At 69.4% G+C, this 14,963-nt stretch carries 13 protein-coding genes; 5 read left to right on the top strand and 8 right to left on the bottom strand.

Going from position 1 to position 14,963, the window contains the following annotated elements:
- Positions 1 to 13 precede the first annotated feature (13 nt).
- A complete protein-coding gene (locus FHW84_RS03685) occupies positions 14 to 463 on the top strand; it encodes a GNAT family N-acetyltransferase (protein WP_167252794.1) in 450 nt (149 codons plus the stop codon).
- Between the two features lie 252 nt (positions 464 to 715).
- On the opposite strand, the gene FHW84_RS03680 is transcribed toward FHW84_RS03685, so the two are convergent.
- Both FHW84_RS03680 and FHW84_RS03675 read right to left on the bottom strand, forming a co-directional pair.
- Positions 716 to 3,187, bottom strand: a complete 2,472-nt coding sequence (locus FHW84_RS03680; protein ID WP_167252793.1) for a GGDEF and EAL domain-containing protein — start codon at positions 3,185 to 3,187, stop codon at positions 716 to 718.
- 149 nt (positions 3,188 to 3,336) lie between these two features.
- Entirely contained in the window at positions 3,337 to 4,479 is a 1,143-nt protein-coding gene (locus tag FHW84_RS03675) for a hypothetical protein (protein ID WP_167252792.1), read from the bottom strand.
- A 117-nt stretch (positions 4,480 to 4,596) separates the two neighbouring features.
- Between FHW84_RS03675 and FHW84_RS03670 the strand changes: the two genes are divergently transcribed.
- Together FHW84_RS03670 and FHW84_RS03665 are read left to right on the top strand one after the other, a co-directional pair.
- Positions 4,597 to 5,880 carry an acetyl-CoA C-acetyltransferase gene (locus FHW84_RS03670; protein ID WP_167252791.1) on the top strand — a complete coding sequence of 428 codons (1,284 nt, stop codon included), beginning with the start codon at positions 4,597 to 4,599 and terminating at the stop codon, positions 5,878 to 5,880.
- Between the two features lie 9 nt (positions 5,881 to 5,889).
- Positions 5,890 to 6,414 (top strand): energy transducer TonB, encoded by a 525-nt coding sequence (locus tag FHW84_RS03665; RefSeq protein WP_167252790.1) that lies wholly within the window; start codon positions 5,890 to 5,892, stop codon positions 6,412 to 6,414.
- A 15-nt stretch (positions 6,415 to 6,429) separates the two neighbouring features.
- Here the strand turns inward: FHW84_RS03665 and FHW84_RS03660 are convergent, their stop codons facing one another.
- The 5 genes from FHW84_RS03660 to FHW84_RS03640 all read right to left on the bottom strand — a co-directional run bounded on the left by FHW84_RS03660 (position 6,430) and on the right by FHW84_RS03640 (position 11,299).
- The gene (locus FHW84_RS03660; RefSeq protein ID WP_167252789.1) at positions 6,430 to 8,334 is read right to left on the bottom strand and encodes a phospholipase D family protein; all 1,905 of its coding nucleotides are present in this window, start codon (positions 8,332 to 8,334) and stop codon (positions 6,430 to 6,432) included.
- A 77-nt stretch (positions 8,335 to 8,411) separates the two neighbouring features.
- Positions 8,412 to 9,026 carry a YceI family protein gene (locus tag FHW84_RS03655; RefSeq protein ID WP_167252788.1) on the bottom strand — a complete coding sequence of 205 codons (615 nt, stop codon included), beginning with the start codon at positions 9,024 to 9,026 and terminating at the stop codon, positions 8,412 to 8,414.
- On the bottom strand, positions 9,023 to 9,511 hold the full coding sequence (locus FHW84_RS03650) for a histidine phosphatase family protein (RefSeq protein ID WP_167252787.1): 489 nt from the start codon (positions 9,509 to 9,511) through the stop codon (positions 9,023 to 9,025). The genes FHW84_RS03655 and FHW84_RS03650 overlap by 4 nt, the downstream gene beginning before the upstream one ends.
- A gap of 25 nt (positions 9,512 to 9,536) precedes the next feature.
- Entirely contained in the window at positions 9,537 to 10,172 is a 636-nt protein-coding gene (locus FHW84_RS03645; RefSeq protein WP_167252786.1) for a ParA family protein, read from the bottom strand.
- Positions 10,173 to 10,252: 80 nt separating this feature from the next.
- Positions 10,253 to 11,299, bottom strand: a complete 1,047-nt coding sequence (locus FHW84_RS03640; protein ID WP_167252785.1) for a hypothetical protein — start codon at positions 11,297 to 11,299, stop codon at positions 10,253 to 10,255.
- A gap of 189 nt (positions 11,300 to 11,488) precedes the next feature.
- Between FHW84_RS03640 and FHW84_RS03635 the strand changes: the two genes are divergently transcribed.
- Positions 11,489 to 11,686, top strand: a complete 198-nt coding sequence (locus FHW84_RS03635; protein ID WP_167252784.1) for an antitermination protein NusB — start codon at positions 11,489 to 11,491, stop codon at positions 11,684 to 11,686.
- Positions 11,687 to 11,750: 64 nt separating this feature from the next.
- Here FHW84_RS03635 and speE read toward each other — a convergent pair whose 3' ends face one another.
- Complete coding sequence (gene speE, locus FHW84_RS03630; protein ID WP_167252783.1) at positions 11,751 to 12,602, bottom strand: polyamine aminopropyltransferase; 852 nt, start codon at positions 12,600 to 12,602, stop codon at positions 11,751 to 11,753.
- Between the two features lie 281 nt (positions 12,603 to 12,883).
- On the opposite strand from speE, the gene speA reads away from it, so the two are divergent.
- On the top strand, positions 12,884 to 14,773 hold the full coding sequence (gene speA / locus FHW84_RS03625) for a biosynthetic arginine decarboxylase (RefSeq protein WP_167252782.1): 1,890 nt from the start codon (positions 12,884 to 12,886) through the stop codon (positions 14,771 to 14,773).
- Positions 14,774 to 14,963 lie beyond the last annotated feature (190 nt).

The following is a 14,963-nucleotide window of genomic DNA, read 5'->3' as shown; positions in this document are numbered from 1 at the left end:
CGGAGTTCCAGCCATGTCGCTCACCGTCCGGGCCGCCCAGCGCGGCGATATCCATCACATCGCCAGCTGGAACCAGGCGATGGCCTGGGAGACCGAAAGCAAGCGGCTGGACCCCGAGGTATTGGCGCGCGGCGTGGCGGCGGTGTTCGACGAACCGCGGCGCGGCTTCTACCTGGTGGCCGAGCGCGACGGCGAGCCGGTGGGTTGCCTGCTGGTCACCTATGAGTGGAGCGACTGGCGCTGCGGGGATTTCTTCTGGATCCAGAGCGTGTACGTGACCGCATCCGCGCGGCGCGGAGGCGTGTTCCGTGCGATGTACGAAGCGGTGGTGGCACGTGCGCGCGAGGCTCGCGCGGTGGGTGTGCGGCTCTATGTGGAGACGGAGAACGAGCGTGCGCAGCGGACGTATGCGGGGTTGGGGATGGAGCGGTGCCACTACTTCATGTACGAGGCGGGCTTCTGAAAGCTCGTCATTCCGGCGCAGGCCGGAATCCAGTGGCGACGGTGTCCGATTTTCGCGAAAGCGGCTGAGCAGGCTCTTCGCGAAAACCCGGCGATACCGTTACTGGATTCCGGCCTGCGCCGGAATGACGAGCTAATGCAGCGGCGTAGGTTGGGGTGAGCCGCAGGCGAACCCCAACACAGCCAGGCCGGAGCGCACCGCATCGTTGGGGTTCGCCCAGGGCTCACCCCAACCTGCATCGGTCTTCGGGTTTCAGGCCGGCACCAGCAAGCGTTCGAACTCCACCGCCGGCATCGGCGCGCCGTACAGGAAACCCTGCAGCAGCCGGCAGCCGGCCTGGCGCAGATAATCCGCCTGCTCCGGCGTTTCCACGCCTTCGGCCACCACGCTCATCTCCAGGCTTTGCGCCATGGTGATGATGGCGTCGGCGATCGCCGCGCTGTCGGTATCCGTCGCCACGTCGCGCACGAACGCGCGCGGGATCTTCAGCACGTCGATGGGAAAGTGCTTGAGGTAGGACAGGCTGCTGTAGCCCGTGCCGAAATCGTCCAGCGCCAGGCTCACGCCCAGCTCCTTCAGCTGCTGCATCAGCGCGCGGCTGTGGTCGCCGCCGGCCATCACCATGCGCTCGGTCAGTTCCAGCTCGATCATGCCGGGCGGCAGGCCGCTCTCGCGCAGGATCTCGCGCAGCACGTCGTGGAAGCCCGGTTGCAGGAACTGCGGCGGCGCCACGTTCACCGCGATCGACACGCTGCGGCCGGAGCGATGCCAGGCGGCGGCCTGCTGGCAGGCCTGCTGCAGCGCCCAGCGGCCGAGCGGGCCGATCAGGCCGCTTTCCTCAGCCACCGGCACGAACTGGTCGGGGCGGTAGACGTCGTGGCCGTCCACCTGCCAGCGCAGCAGCGCCTCGGCACCGACCACCACGCCGGTGAGCGCGTCCACCTTCGGCTGGTAATGCAGCTGCAGGTCGCCGCGGCGCATGGCGGTGCGCAGGTCGCGCTCGATGCGCATCTGCGCCGCGGGGCGCTCGGTCATCGCCGCGGTGAACAGCCGGTAGCTGTTGCGGCCCTGCATCTTGGCTTCGTACATGGCGGTGTCGGCGTGGCGGATCAGCGCCTCGGCGTCGTCCGCATCGTCCGGATACAGGCTGATGCCGGCGCTGAAGCCCAGCGCCAGCTCGGCCAGCTCGTGCGGCGGGTGCTCGTGCCAGCGGCGCATCAGCAGCTCGCAGGTCTTGGCCGCGTCGCCGGCGCTGTCCACGTGCGGCAGCACCACCATGAACTCGTCGCCGGCGGTGCGGCTGACGATATGGTCGCCGCCGAGCAGGCCGCGCAGGTGCGCGGCGAACAGGCGCAGCAGCTGGTCGCCGGTCTGGTGGCCGAGCGAATCGTTGATGTGCTTGAAGTGATCCAGGTTGATGAAGATCAGCGCGGCGCGCCCGTGGCGGCGGCGCGCCGCGGCGATCACCTGGGCCAGCCGCGCCTGCAGCAGGTGCCGGTTCGGCAGGCCGGTCAGCGTGTCGTGCTGGGCCATGTGCGCCATCTTCAGCACCAGCGCGCGGGTGGCGCTGACGTCATGGAACACCAGCACGCCGCCGATCACGTTGCCCGCGTGGTCGTGGATGGACGCCGCCGAATCCTCGATCGGCGTGCGGAAGCCGTTGCGGTGCACCAGCATGGCGTTGCCGCGCAGTTCGACGATGGTGTCGCGGCCGATCGCCTCGCGCAGCGGGTTGCGCAGCAGTTCGCCGCTGTCGCCGTCGAGCAGGCGGAACACGTCTTCGATCGCGCGGCCCAGCGCCTCGGCGTGGCTCCAGCCGGTCATCGCCTCGGCGATGGGGTTGAGCGAGGTGACGCGCAGCTGCAGGTCGGTGGTGATCACCGCATCGCCGATCGAGCGCAGGGTGACCTCGGCCAGTTCGCGCTCGCGGAACAGCGCTTCCTCGTAGGCCTTGCGCTGGCTGATATCCTGGATCTGCGCCACCGCGTGGAACGGCGTGCCGTCCGGTGCGCGCACCAGCGACACGGTCAGCAGCACGTGCACCACGTGGCCGTCGCGGTGGAAGTAGCGCTTCTCCAGCTGGTAGGAATCGCGCTTGCCTTCCATCAGCTCGGTGGCCAGCTGGAAGCTCTTGGCCACGTCGTCGGGGTGGGTGATGTCGCGGATATTGAGCTGCAGCAGTTCCGGCTCGCGGTAGCCCAGCATGTGGCACAGCGCGGCGTTGACGCGCAGCAGGCGGCCGTCCGGCGCGACCAGGCCCATGCCGATGGCGGCATGCTGGAAGGCGCCGAAGAAGCGCTGCTCGCTCTCGCGCAGGCGGGTTTCCAGCGCGTGGCGCTCAGTGATGTCGATCAGCACGGTGAAGATGCCGCAGACGGCGCCGTCGGCGTCGTAGTCCGGCTGGAAGCTGCCGTGCACGTAGCAGCGCGACTGGCCGGCGAACATCTCGCCTTCGTAGACGGAAGCGTGGCCGCGCAGGGCTTCTTCCAGGCAGGGGCCGGCGCGTTGCAGGCTGGCTTCGTCCAGCACTTCGGCCACGTGGCGGCCCTGCAGTTGCGCCGGGTCCACGCCCAGCCAGGACTGGTGCGCGGCGTTGGCGAAGCGGATGCGCAGCTCGCGGTCGATGTAGGCGATCAGCGCCGGCGCGCCGTGCACGACACGAGCGGCCCAATCGGGCTCGGACGACGCCGGCCCGGTCGGTCGATCGGGTTCGATCCGCTGCATGCCCATACCGCCCGTCCATCCACCCCTGTAGGACGCTAGAGATCGCATGATGCGCCAAGTCGCAGCGGGTGGGCAGTAGGCGGCGACCCCGATAAGGTGAAGGAAATGTCTAAGCCGCCGTACTTTTCTGAAGCGTGCCTTGCGAGCCCTCAGTGCAACGGTTCGACCGGCGCGCCCAGGCGGCCGGACTCATCCAGCATGATGCGCCCCAGGGCGTGCAGCTCGGCGGCGATGCCGCTGCGCTCGGCCAGCGCGGCAACCAGCGGACCCAGTGCGCGCGGCTGCAGCGGATAGCCATTGGCCAGCACGCGTGCGCGGCCGTTCTCGCCGCGCTGGGCCAGGGTCACGGCGATCACGCCCAGGCCGGGCGCCTCATGCGCATGCAGGCGCGCCTCGCCGTAGGCCGGGTCGAGCGCGCCGAACACTTCCAGCAGATAACCGGGCTCGGCCGCGGTGGCGGTGGCATCGATCGATTCGAGCGCTTGCGGAATGCGATGGGCATCGAGCAGGGCCGCGTACTGGCGCAGCTCGAACACGATGCCGGCCAGCTCATGCGCGCGCTGTGCCGGCTCGATCGCCTGCGCCGCGGCCCAGTCGGCCGGCGACTGGATCCACACCTTGCCTTCGGCATAGCGCAGCGCCAGGCCGCGGGCGGTGAGGGTGGTTTCCTCGCGGTAGGGCGTGAGCAGCGCGCATTCCAGCAGCGACCACAGCGCGGCGAGGTTGACGTGCTCGTACTGCACGCAAGTCATGGCCAGCAGGTCGTTGCGGCTGAGGTACCGCGCATGTTCCAGGCGCACACCCAGCGTGCGCATCAGCCAGTCCGAGCTGCGCGCGCCGGCTTCGCCGCGGCCGACCAGTTCCACTTCCAGGCGCTCGGCCAGTTCCTCGGCCAGCGCCTCGGGGGCGAGCAGGCTCAGCGGCAGCAGGCGCATCGGGCCATCGGCGTAGCCGCGTTCCGGCTCCAGCGGCTGGGCCGGCATGTGGCCGTCGTGGGTGCCGAAGGCGACCACGTTGTCCAGGTGGCCGCGCGGCACGCGGCGGGCCAGCTCGTCCAGCGTGGCCCAGACGGGAAAGCCGGGGCGCAGCAGTTCCACCGCGTCGAACAGCGCCCCGGCTACGGCCAGGCGGCACTGCTCCACCTGCGGCACCAGCGCGTGCAGGTCGGCGGCGGCCAGGGCGGCCAGTTCGGCGGCCTCGTCGCGGCTCAGCGTGAGGCGGTCCGGCGTCTCGCCGGGCGACAGCTCCAGCGCGAGCACGATGGGCAGGGCGACCAGCGACGAGGCTTCCACGTGGGCGAATCCGAACGGCAAAGAACCAGGAGTCTAGCATTCACTTAACACGGGCTTTCGCGCGCTGGCGGGGCGCGCTAGCCTTGAACGCTCGGCCCGGCAGGAACCTTCTAGGACATGGACAACACCTCCAAGCGCGTCGGTGTGATCGGCGGCATCCGCATTCCCTTCTGCCGCAACAACACCGCGTATGCCGACGTCGGCAATTTCGGCATGTCGGTCAAGGTGCTCGGCGCCCTGGTCGAACGCTTCCGCCTGCACGGCGAGGAGCTGGGCGAAGTGGCGATGGGCGCGGTGATCAAGCATTCCTCGGAATGGAACCTGGCGCGCGAGGCGGTGCTGTCCTCGGGCCTGGCGCCGACCACCCCCGGCATCACCACGGCGCGCGCCTGCGGCACCTCGCTGGACAACGCCATCATCATCGCCAACAAGATCGCCACGGGGCAGATCGAGGCCGGCATCGCCGGCGGCTCGGACACCACCAGCGACGTGCCGATCGTGCTGGGCGAGCGCTTCCGCAAGCGCCTGCTGGCGATGAACCGCGCCAAGGGCTGGCAGGACAAGATGGCCGCCTTCACCCGCGGCTTCTCGCTGAAGGAACTCAAGCCCTCCTTTCCCGGCGTGGCCGAGCCGCGCACCGGCATGTCGATGGGCGACCACTGCGAGCGCATGGCCAAGGAATGGCATATCGGCCGCGAGCCGCAGGACCGCCTGGCGCTGGAAAGCCACCAGAAGCTGGCCGCGGCCTACGAGGCCGGTTTCTTCGACGACCTGGTGGTGCCGTTCCGCGGCCTGAAGCGCGACGGCTTCCTGCGTCCGGACTCCACCATGGAGAAGCTCGGCACGCTCAAGCCCGCGTTCGACAAGATCTCCGGCCACGGCACGCTCACCGCCGGCAATTCCACCGGCCTTTCCGACGGCGCCGCCGCGGTGCTGCTGGGCAACGACGAATGGGCGGCCAGGCGCGGCCTGAAGGTGCAGGCGTATTTCCTCGACGCGGAAGTGGCGGCGGTGGACTTCGTGCACGGCGAGGGCCTGCTGATGGCGCCCACCGTGGCGGTGCCGCGCATGCTGGCGCGCCATGGGCTGAGCCTGCAGGACTTCGACTTCTACGAGATCCACGAGGCTTTCGCCGCCCAGGTGCTGTGCACGCTGCGCGCGTGGGAGAGCGAAACCTACTGCCGCAACCGCCTCGGGCTGGACCAGCCGCTGGGCAGCATCGACCCGGCCAAGCTCAACGTGCACGGCTCCAGCCTCGCCGTGGGCCACCCGTTCGCCGCCACCGGCGCGCGCATCATCGCCACCCTGGCCAAGCTGCTGGAAGAGAAGGGTTCGGGCCGCGGCCTGATCTCGATCTGCACCGCCGGCGGCATGGGCGTCACCGCCATCCTCGAGCGCTGAGGCACCGCCATGTTCCGCCTGCGCACCACCACCACCCTGAGCCTGCTGGCGCTGGCCGTGGGCGTGGCCGGTACCGCATGGCTGAGCGAACAGACCGCAGGCTGGAAGGGGCCGGAGCGGATCGCCGCCAGGCGCTCCGCCGCACCGGCCGTGCCGGCGCATCCACGCCTGGCTGCCGTGCCGCGGCGTCCCGCCCATGCCGTGCATCTGCCGCCGGTGGATGCCGAGCAGGCCATCGCCGCACCGGCGGCCGTAGACACGCCGACGCTGACGCCCATCGAGATGCCGCAGGCGCCCAGCTCGATCTTCAGCCGCCGCGTCGCGCGCGCCGGCCTGGTGGTGCTGCATCTCTCGGTCGACGGCCAGGGCCATGTCACGCACGCCACGGTGGACCAGTCCAGCGGCGATCCGGCCCTGGACCAGGAGGCCGTGCAGACCGTGCAGGGCTGGCGCTTCGCCGTGCCGGCCGACCACCCCGAAGGCCTCAGCGGCAACCTGCCGATGCGCTTCGCCGCGGACGACCGCCAGGCCTGATCCGGCCTCGCCCGATCAAAGAATCCCGTTGGCCCCGGCGCCGAACGCCGTCAGCAGGCGCGTGTAGATCAGCTTGGGCGGGCTGGCCACTTCCGGGAAATCGCCCACCGCCTCGTAGCAGCTGAAGAAGTTCGGGTCGCTCGGCCGCATCGGCGTGCAGCCCTGCTTGAGCTGATAGCTGGTGGCGTAGCGGTACGGCCAGAAATCGAACAGCGGCAGGGCGGCGGAGATGTCGCCGATGGCGGCGCTCAGGTCCGACAGCAACGGAATGGAGCGCTGGCGCGGTCCGATCACCCAGGCGTTCTCCGGCTCGGTCTCGCGCATGATCGCCGTGCGCAGCTGCTGTGCGAAGGCGGCGTCGTACACGATCACGCCGGCCTCGGTGTTGTAGTGGTCCGAGCGCGGGTCGAAGTTGTGCGAGCCGACCATGGCGAAGCGGTCGTCCACCACGATGGACTTGGCATGCAGGCCGAAGCGCCGGCCCGCACTGAGCAGCGGCGCCGGCCGGTTGCGCTTGCCGCCGCGGCCGAGCAGGGTGCGCGCCTCCACGCCCACGTAGCGGCGCTTGCTGGCGGGCTTGCCGCCGGTGGGTCTGGCATCGCTGGCGGTGTCGTCGTCGGGGCCGTCGTCCGAGCTGGCCCAGGCGTTGTCCTGCGCGGGGCCGAGCGCGCGCGGCTTCAGTTCGTAGATCTCGAAGCCGTATTCCTTGAGATAGCGCTTGCGGTGCTTGTACGACATCGCATACACCGCGAACGCGTCGGTGGAGGCCAGCGAATTGGTGGAGACCACGATGCGCGGCGGCGCGTCCTGCTTCTGCAGCCGGTCGAAGATCTTCCGCGCGCGCTTGCTCATTACGAGGTAGGGCGTCTGCAGCACCACTTCCTGCTTGGCCGAGCCGACCATGCGCATCACGTTGGCGGTGAATTCGCGGGCGGCGCGTTCGCGCGGCTGGTCGGTCTTGGCCGGCAGGTCGCTGAAGAATTCCACCGGCGCGGTGGTGCGCAGGGTGGGCGCCACCAGGTATTCGTCCAGCCAGTCCGGGTCGTCGGCTTCTTCCTGCACGCGCGCCACGCGCTGCGGGTGCAGGTACACCGGCTCGCGCCAGGGCGAGGGCGTGCCGTCGACAAGCAAGCGGTAGATGTCGCGCAGATGAGTCAGCGGCACCGAGCGCTTGTGCGCCCAGAAACGCTCGAAGGTCTCGCCCATCGCCTGCGCGGCAGGGCCGCCGACCATCACGTCGCGGTCGACGTAGTCGAAGTCGTTGTCCCAGTCGAAATAGCGGTCCTGGTAGTTGCGCCCGCCGGTGATGCCGATGCTGTTGTCCACCAGCAGGATCTTGTTGTGCATGCGCTGGTTGAACTTGTAGAAGCAGCACACGATGCCGGCGGCGAATTCCAGCGGCGAGGTTTCCGACTTGTGGAAGGTCGGGTTGTACAGCCGGATCTGCAGGTTCTCGTGCGCCCGCGCCAGGCGGGTCAGCCACACGCTGTCGTTGAAGGAGAACAGCTGGTCGGCCAGCACGCGCACCTTCACGCCGCGGCGCGCGGCGCGCACCAGTTCGTCCAGGATCAGCTGGCCGGCGTCGTCCTGGTCCCAGATGTAGATCTGGATGTCGATCGAGTGCTTCGCCGCGCGGATCAGGTTGATGCGCGCCACCATTGCCGGCTCGCTGTCGTTGAGCAGGGTGACCACGTGCACCGGTGCCTGCGCGGTGGAGGCGGCGATCGCAGCGCTGGCGGCATCCAGCAGGGGCGAGGGTTCGGCGCAGGCGGTGCCGGGGTTGTCGCAGTCGATCCGGTGGTCGGTCTGCGCGGCCACGATGGCGTCGGCACGGCGGATCTTCGCCGCCGACAGGCTGCATCCCGGCAGCAGGGTCGAGGCGAGCAGCAGAAGGAGAACGCACGTCCAGCGCGGTGACATTCCGCGATGATAAATAACCCCGGGGCATTCCGTCGCCGGTCCACCGGCCGGCGCGCGGGCGCCGGGCCAGCGCGCGTTCATGACCCGCTGCTGGCGGGCGCGCGGTCGATGGCGATGACCAGCCCGAGGCGGACCTGGTCGGACAAGGCGGTGCGATGCCCGGTCATGCCAAACTCGCTGCGCTGGATGTCGCCGCGCGCTTCGATGCGGCAGTCGCTGGGGTTGGTGAGGATGGACTCGTTCAGCGGACAGGGCGAGGGCAGCAGCTCGAAGCGTGCCGGCCGCGATATGCCGCGCAAGGTGAGCGTGCCGAACAGCTCGCCGCCATGTTCCAGCGCGGCCACCGGCACCGGCTCGGAGACGAAGTGGATGGTGGGGTAGCGCTCGGCGTCGAAGAATTCCGGCGCCATCACCCAGCGGCGGAAGCGCTCGGACGACATGCGGATGCTGTCCACCGCGATATGCGCGTCGACCACGGCCACGTCGCGCCGGGCGCTCAGGGTCACGTCGCCGTCGATGCGCTCGAAGCTGCCGGTGACCTGGGTGAGCCACAGCAGGCGCACGCCGAATTCGGCGTGCGAGCGGGCCGGGTCGATGCGGTAGTCGGCGGCGTGGAGCGAGGCGGCCGCGGCAGCGAGAACGAGGCAGGCGGCGGCGCGCTGGCCAGGCCAGCGGCGGCGCGCGCGGCTCACGGAGACCAGAAAGCTTCCAGGCGGGCGTGGCCCGGTTCGAAGCCCTCGTCCGAATGGAACACCGCGATGCCGGCCGGCGGCATGCCGCGGTATTCGTCCGAACGTCCCTCGGCCAGCAGCGCGACGAGGCGCTCGATGCCGGGGTTGTGGCCGACCAGCAGCACCGAATCGGCGTCGCTGTGGTCGTCCAGCAGGGCCAGCAGCTCGCCCTGGGTGGCCTCGTAGATGTCTTCGCACAGCTCCGGCTCCGGCGCGCCGTTCACTTCGGCCAGCGCCAGCGTGGCGGTGGCGCGGGTGCGCTCGGAGGGCGAGCAGAGCACGCGGCTGGGCCGCTGCTGGCCATGCCGCTTCAGCCATTGCTCGAGCCAGCGGCCCGCGGCGCGGGCCTCCTGCTCGCCACGTCCGCTCAGGCGGCGGCCTAGGTCGTCGCCCCCGGGTTGCGAGGGCTGGGCTTCGGCGTGGCGCAACAGGATGAGTTCTCGCATGGACGGCTCCGGGACGGACGGTGAATTAATGCTGGCGCTTGATCCAGCGCAGGAGTTGTTTCCAGTCTTCCTGGTGGTTGCGCACCTGTTCGGAGGCATAGTCGAAGATGCCCTTGCCGAGCGCGGTGAGCAGCACGTAGGCCTGGCTGTCGCGCAGCTCGGCCACCAGCGGGAACGGCGCGTCGGCGGCGAGCTGCTCCATCGCGTCCTGGCTGGCATGGGTCCACGGCTTGAGGCGGTTGCCGACCAGGCCCACCGGCAGCTTGCCGCGCTTGATGCGCGGGATCTCCCCGAGGTGGGCGAGGAAGTCCATGGTGGCGTCCATGTCGAAGCTGGACGGCAGCACCGGCACCAGCAGCACGCTGGCCTGTTCCAGGTAGGGTTCCAGCTCGCGCTCGTGCGAGCCGGCGGGTGTGTCGATCAGGGTGCGCTGGGTGTCCGCGGGCAGTTTCTCCAGCGCCTTGCGGCTGCCTTCCACGGCGAGCACGCCGGGAACGTTCTGTTCGGCGCGCCGCGCCGCCCAGCGGAAGCTGGAGCCTTGCCGGTCGACGTCCACGATGGCCGTGTGCTTGCCGTCCTGCGCCCAGTGCGAAGCCAGCTGGGTGACCAGCGTGCTCTTGCCGCAACCGCCCTTGCTGCTTGCCACCAGCACCGTCAGCATGCGCCGCCCCTTCGTTTCGAGGTGGGCCAAGGGTACACGGGAAGAGGGAACCGGCAACAGCGCGCCGCGTGCGCCAGTGCTCAGCCTTTCGCCTGCGCCTGCCCGGCGCCGGCCGGCTTCTGGCTGTCCCAGTCCGCCGGCGCATCCGTCGGGATCTTGTAGTCGCGCAACGCCGCCAGCACCAGGCTCATCTCGGTACCGCCGTTGCGCGCCAGCGCCAGCAGGTGCTGGGCCAGGGCCAGGTCGCCCTGCGCGCGGGCCGACAGCTGGGCGAAGTTCTGCACCTGCCAGACCAGGTTGCGGCGTGCGTGCCTGGCGTCTTCCTGCTGCGACGGATCGGCGGCCAGCACCTCGCGCAGATGCAGGCCCAGCGAGCGGGCCAGCGGGCTGGAACCCCACTCGAGCAGGCGGCCGAGCTTGAGGCAGTCCTCTTTCAGCGCGGCATCGTCGCCGGCGTTCTCGCACAGCCGCGAGGTGGCCTGCAGGCCCGGCTGCGGCTGGGTGGCGGCCATGCCGAAGACCAGGGTCAGCTCGACGCCGGCGGCGCCGGTGGGCGAGGACGGATCGATGGTCGCGGCCGGCGGCGGCAAGGTGCTGACGTTGGCGGCCAGGGCCTTGAGGCTGGTGCCGGTGTAGTCGTCGTAGAGCTTGGCGGCGGCGGCCTTGGCCAGGTCCTCGCGCGCGGCCTGGTCCTTGCCGTCGTGGTGGTCCTGGCCCAGCTTGAGCAGCCACACGGCGGCGTTGTCCGGCGCCTGCTGGCCCAGCGCGGCCAGCGCGTCGGCGTTGGGGCAGGCGTCGGCCTTGGCGTCGCAGTCGCTCAGGCGCAGCCAGGTCACGGCGGGGGTGGTGTCCTCGGCTTTGGATGCGCGCTCGATCAGGGTATGGAAGTCGTTGTACTTCGGCTGGTTGGGCAGCGGGCGGGCGAGCAGGGCGGCGCCGAGCAGGGGCATGGCGTCCGCGCGCGGGGCCAGCACGCTGATCAGGTCGCGCTGGAAGGCCAGCAGCGCGTCGTTGCGCGCATCGCCGGCCTTGGCGGGCACCGGCTTGGTGGAAGCCTGCTTGGCGGCGACCGGGGCGATCGACAGGACACCGGCCAGGCCCAAAGCGAGATAGCGCCATCCGCGCATGCTGTTCTCCATCCGCAAAACGAAGCGGCCAGCATACTTATTCAGCATTAAGCCTGCCTGATCCTGCGAACGCGCGCGGCCGCCGCGCGCTTCCACGCTTGTTAGCATGGCCCTTCACCGATTCGGCCGCGCACCCGCGCGCCACCACTATGCTTCGGGCGCGCTCGCGCGCCGCGCACGGGAGAGACGATGGATCAGATAGCGATCATGGCCGACGGGCGAGCCCCCTGGTTCGTGGGCTGGGGCACCCTGGCGTTGATCAATGCGGGCCTGGCCCAGGGCAAGAATCGCAGCGGCCTGGTGTGGTTCCTGGTGTCGCTGCTGCTGGGGCCGATCGCGACCCTGGTGCTGGTGCTGCTGCCGAAGGTGCGTTCGACGCTGTTCTGAGTGTCCCCCCGGAAACGCAAAAACCCGCCCCGCGTGGCCGCGAGGCGGGTTGCAGGCGGCGGGCTTATTCGCCCAGCGCTTCCTTCATGAACTCCGGCATCGCCAGCGCGCCCTTGTGGATCTCGGCGTTGTAGTAGCGGGTGGGGAAGTTCTTGCTCAGCGCGCCGCGCTCGCGGAAGCCGGCCAGGTCGCCGCCCTTGCGCACCATGGTGCAGCTCCACCAGCCGGTGGGGTAGCAGGGCTGCGGGAACGGCAGGGTCTTCACCGCGCTGAAGCCGGCGGTGCGCATGGACGAGCGCATCGACTTGATCAGTTCGATGTGCGCCAGCGGCGACTCGCTCTGCTGCACCAGGATGCCGCCGTGGCGCAGGGCCTTGTAGCAGCTGGCGTAGAAGGCGGCGTTGAACAGGCCTTCGGCGGGGCCGACCGGGTCGGTCGAGTCGACGATGATCAGGTCCAGCGATTCCGGCTCGGCCTCGGCCATGTACTTGATGCCGTCGATGAACAGCAGTTCGGCGCGCGGATCGTGGTTGGCCTCGCACAGCTCGGGGAAGTACTGCTCGGCCAGGCGCGTGACGCGCTCGTCGATCTCCACCTGCACGGCCGATTCCACTTCCTCGTGCTTGAGCACTTCGCGCAGCGTGCCGCAATCGCCGCCGCCGATGATCACCACGCGCTTGGCGCGCGCATGGGTGAACAGCGCCGGGTGGGTCATCATCTCGTGGTAAAGGAAGTTGTCGCGGCTGGTCAGCATCACGCAGCCGTCGATCACCATCAGGTTGCCCCAGTCGGTGGTCTGGTAGATCTCGATGGTCTGGAACGGGGTTTTCTCGGCATGAAGCAGCTTCTCCACGCGGTAACCGATGGAGGAGCCGGAGGCCTGGTGGGCCTCGGTGAACCAGCTGGGCTGCGACATGGCGTGTGTTCCTGTTCCTGACGTCACGGTGGGCAAAGAGGCGCAATTGTAGCCGTTCCGGGCCCCGGCGTACCGGGCGCGGATGCCGCATGGTCACATTCGGCCATTACAATAGACGGCCGTCCCGCCTGCGACCGGTCGCAGCGGGACCGTAGAGTCCGATCCGGCCCCGCGGCGTGCGAGGCTTCCGGCCGGCCGGCTTCTTCCTCGTCAAGGCTCGCCGCTGCGACGACATGACCGACGGGCGCCCCGCGCCCGCTGACCCCAAGGAATACCCGTCCATGTCGAAGCACTGGAACGCCGATGCCGCCCGCCACACCTACGCCGTCCCGCATTGGGGCGACGGCTATGTGGACGTGGACGAGCACGGCCATATCGTGATGCGCCCGCGCGGCGCCGGCGGCCCGGCCCTGTCGCTGCCGGCCATCGTCGACCGCGCCCGCGCCGAAGGCCTGCGCCTGCCGCTGCTGGTGCGCTTCCCCGACATCCTCGCCGACCGCCTGGCGCGCCTGCAGGGCGCCTTCGCCAAGGCCACCGCGGAGTGGAACTACGGCGGCGGCTATACCGCGGTGTATCCGATCAAGGTCAATCAGCAGCGCGGCGTGGCCGGCGAGCTGGTGGCCGCCGGCGAGCACGGCTTCGGCCTGGAAGCCGGCTCCAAGCCCGAACTGATGGCCGTGCTGGCGATGGCGCGGCCCGGCTCGATCGTGGTGTGCAACGGCTACAAGGACCGCGAATACGTGCGCCTGGCGCTGATCGGCCGCAAGCTCGGCCTGCGCGTGCACATCGTGATCGAGAAGCTCTCCGAGCTCGATCACGTCTTCGCCGAAGCCAAGGCCCTGAACGTGGAGCCGCTGCTGGGCGTGCGCGTGCGCCTGGCCTCGATCGGCGCCGGCAAATGGCAGAACACCGGCGGCGACAAGGGCAAGTTCGGCCTGTCGCCGAACCAGGTGCTGACCCTGGTGCGCCGCCTCGACGAGGCGGGCCTCAAGCACACCCTGAAGCTGCAGCATTTCCACATGGGCTCGCAGATCTCCAACGTGCGCGACATCGCCGCCGGCATGCGCGAGGCCACGCGCTACTACGTGGAGCTGATCCGCATGGGCGTACCGCTGGAAATCGTCGACGTCGGCGGCGGCCTGGGCGTGGACTACGAAGGCTCACGCTCGCGCAGCCACAACTCGATCAACTATTCGATCGAGCAGTACGCCTCCACCATCGTGCAGTCGCTGGCCGAAGCCGTGGCCGAGGAAGGCCTGGCCGCGCCGCACATCGTCACCGAGGCCGGTCGCGCCATGACCGCGCACCATGCGGTGATGGTGGTCAACGTCACCGAAGTGGAAGAAGTGCCCGCCGGCAGCATCCCGCCGCCGCGCGAGGAGGAACCGGCCGTGCTGCGCCGCCTGCGCGAGACCTACGAGGAACTGGACGCGCGCCCCGCGCTGGAACTGTTCCACGAGGCCCAGCACCACCTCAACGAAGGCCAGACCCTGTACGCGCTGGGCCAGCTGGCGCTGGAAGACCGCGCGCAGCTGGACGAGATGTACTACGCCATCGCCAACGCGGTGCGCCTGCGCCTGCTGCCGGCCGAGCGCTCGCATCGCCAGGCGCTGGACGAGCTGGACGAGAAGCTGGTGGACAAGTACTTCGTCAACTTCTCGGTGTTCGAGTCGGTGCCGGACATCTGGGCGATCGAGCAGATCTTCCCGATCGCGCCGATCGCGCGCCTGGACGAAGCGCCGACCCGCCGCGGCGTGATCGTCGACCTCACCTGCGATTCGGACGGCCGCATCGACCACTACGTCGACGCCGAAGGCGTGGACGTGAGCCTGCCGCTGCACGCGCTGCGCGAGGACGAAAGCTATCGCCTGGGCATCTTCATGGTCGGCGCGTACCAGGAAACCCTGGGCGACATCCACAACCTGTTCGGCGACACCGACGCGGTGAACGTGCGGGTGGACGGCGACTCGTATGTTTTTGCGCATCGCCGCCGCGGCGACACCACTGACCTGATGCTCGACTATGTCGGCTACGATCTGGATGCCCTGCGCCGCAGCTACCGCGAACGCATCGCGGCCGTGGGTGTCGAAGGCGCGCAGGCGGAGCAGCTGTTTGTCACATTGAACGATGGCTTGACCGGCTATACGTACCTGTCGGAAGGCGCGCACTAAACATGCTTGTCATTCCGGCGCAGGCCGGAATCCAGTAGCGGTATCGGCAGGTTTTCGCGAAAGGCTTCATTCAACGCTTTCGCAAAAACCCGGCACTGTCGCTACTGGATTCCGGCCTACGCCGGAATGACGGCATAGGGAAGGTTCTTCGTGATGTCCATTCGTCGCATGGATGCGGCATCCCAGCTGT

The organism is Dyella sp. SG562 (assembly GCF_011759495.1).
In the GTDB taxonomy this organism is placed as follows: domain Bacteria; phylum Pseudomonadota; class Gammaproteobacteria; order Xanthomonadales; family Rhodanobacteraceae; genus Dyella_D; species Dyella_D marensis.
The sequence above is the reverse complement of the archived record's forward strand: the minus strand, read 5'-3'. Positions and strand labels throughout refer to the sequence as shown.

Bases quoted from the DNA above. Each gene is read 5' to 3' on its own strand.
- FHW84_RS03685 (WP_167252794.1), top strand. From the start codon at position 14: ATGTCGCTCACCGTCCGGGCCGCCCAGCGCGGCGATATCCATCACATC.
- FHW84_RS03680 (WP_167252793.1), bottom strand. From the start codon at position 3,187: ATGCAGCGGATCGAACCCGATCGACCGACCGGGCCGGCGTCGTCCGAG.
- FHW84_RS03670 (WP_167252791.1), top strand. From the start codon at position 4,597: ATGGACAACACCTCCAAGCGCGTCGGTGTGATCGGCGGCATCCGCATT.
- FHW84_RS03665 (WP_167252790.1), top strand. From the start codon at position 5,890: ATGTTCCGCCTGCGCACCACCACCACCCTGAGCCTGCTGGCGCTGGCC.
- FHW84_RS03660 (WP_167252789.1), bottom strand. From the start codon at position 8,334: ATGTCACCGCGCTGGACGTGCGTTCTCCTTCTGCTGCTCGCCTCGACC.
- FHW84_RS03650 (WP_167252787.1), bottom strand. From the start codon at position 9,511: ATGCGAGAACTCATCCTGTTGCGCCACGCCGAAGCCCAGCCCTCGCAA.
- FHW84_RS03645 (WP_167252786.1), bottom strand. From the start codon at position 10,172: ATGCTGACGGTGCTGGTGGCAAGCAGCAAGGGCGGTTGCGGCAAGAGC.
- FHW84_RS03640 (WP_167252785.1), bottom strand. From the start codon at position 11,299: ATGCGCGGATGGCGCTATCTCGCTTTGGGCCTGGCCGGTGTCCTGTCG.
- FHW84_RS03635 (WP_167252784.1), top strand. From the start codon at position 11,489: ATGGATCAGATAGCGATCATGGCCGACGGGCGAGCCCCCTGGTTCGTG.
- speE (WP_167252783.1), bottom strand. From the start codon at position 12,602: ATGTCGCAGCCCAGCTGGTTCACCGAGGCCCACCAGGCCTCCGGCTCC.
- speA (WP_167252782.1), top strand. From the start codon at position 12,884: ATGTCGAAGCACTGGAACGCCGATGCCGCCCGCCACACCTACGCCGTC.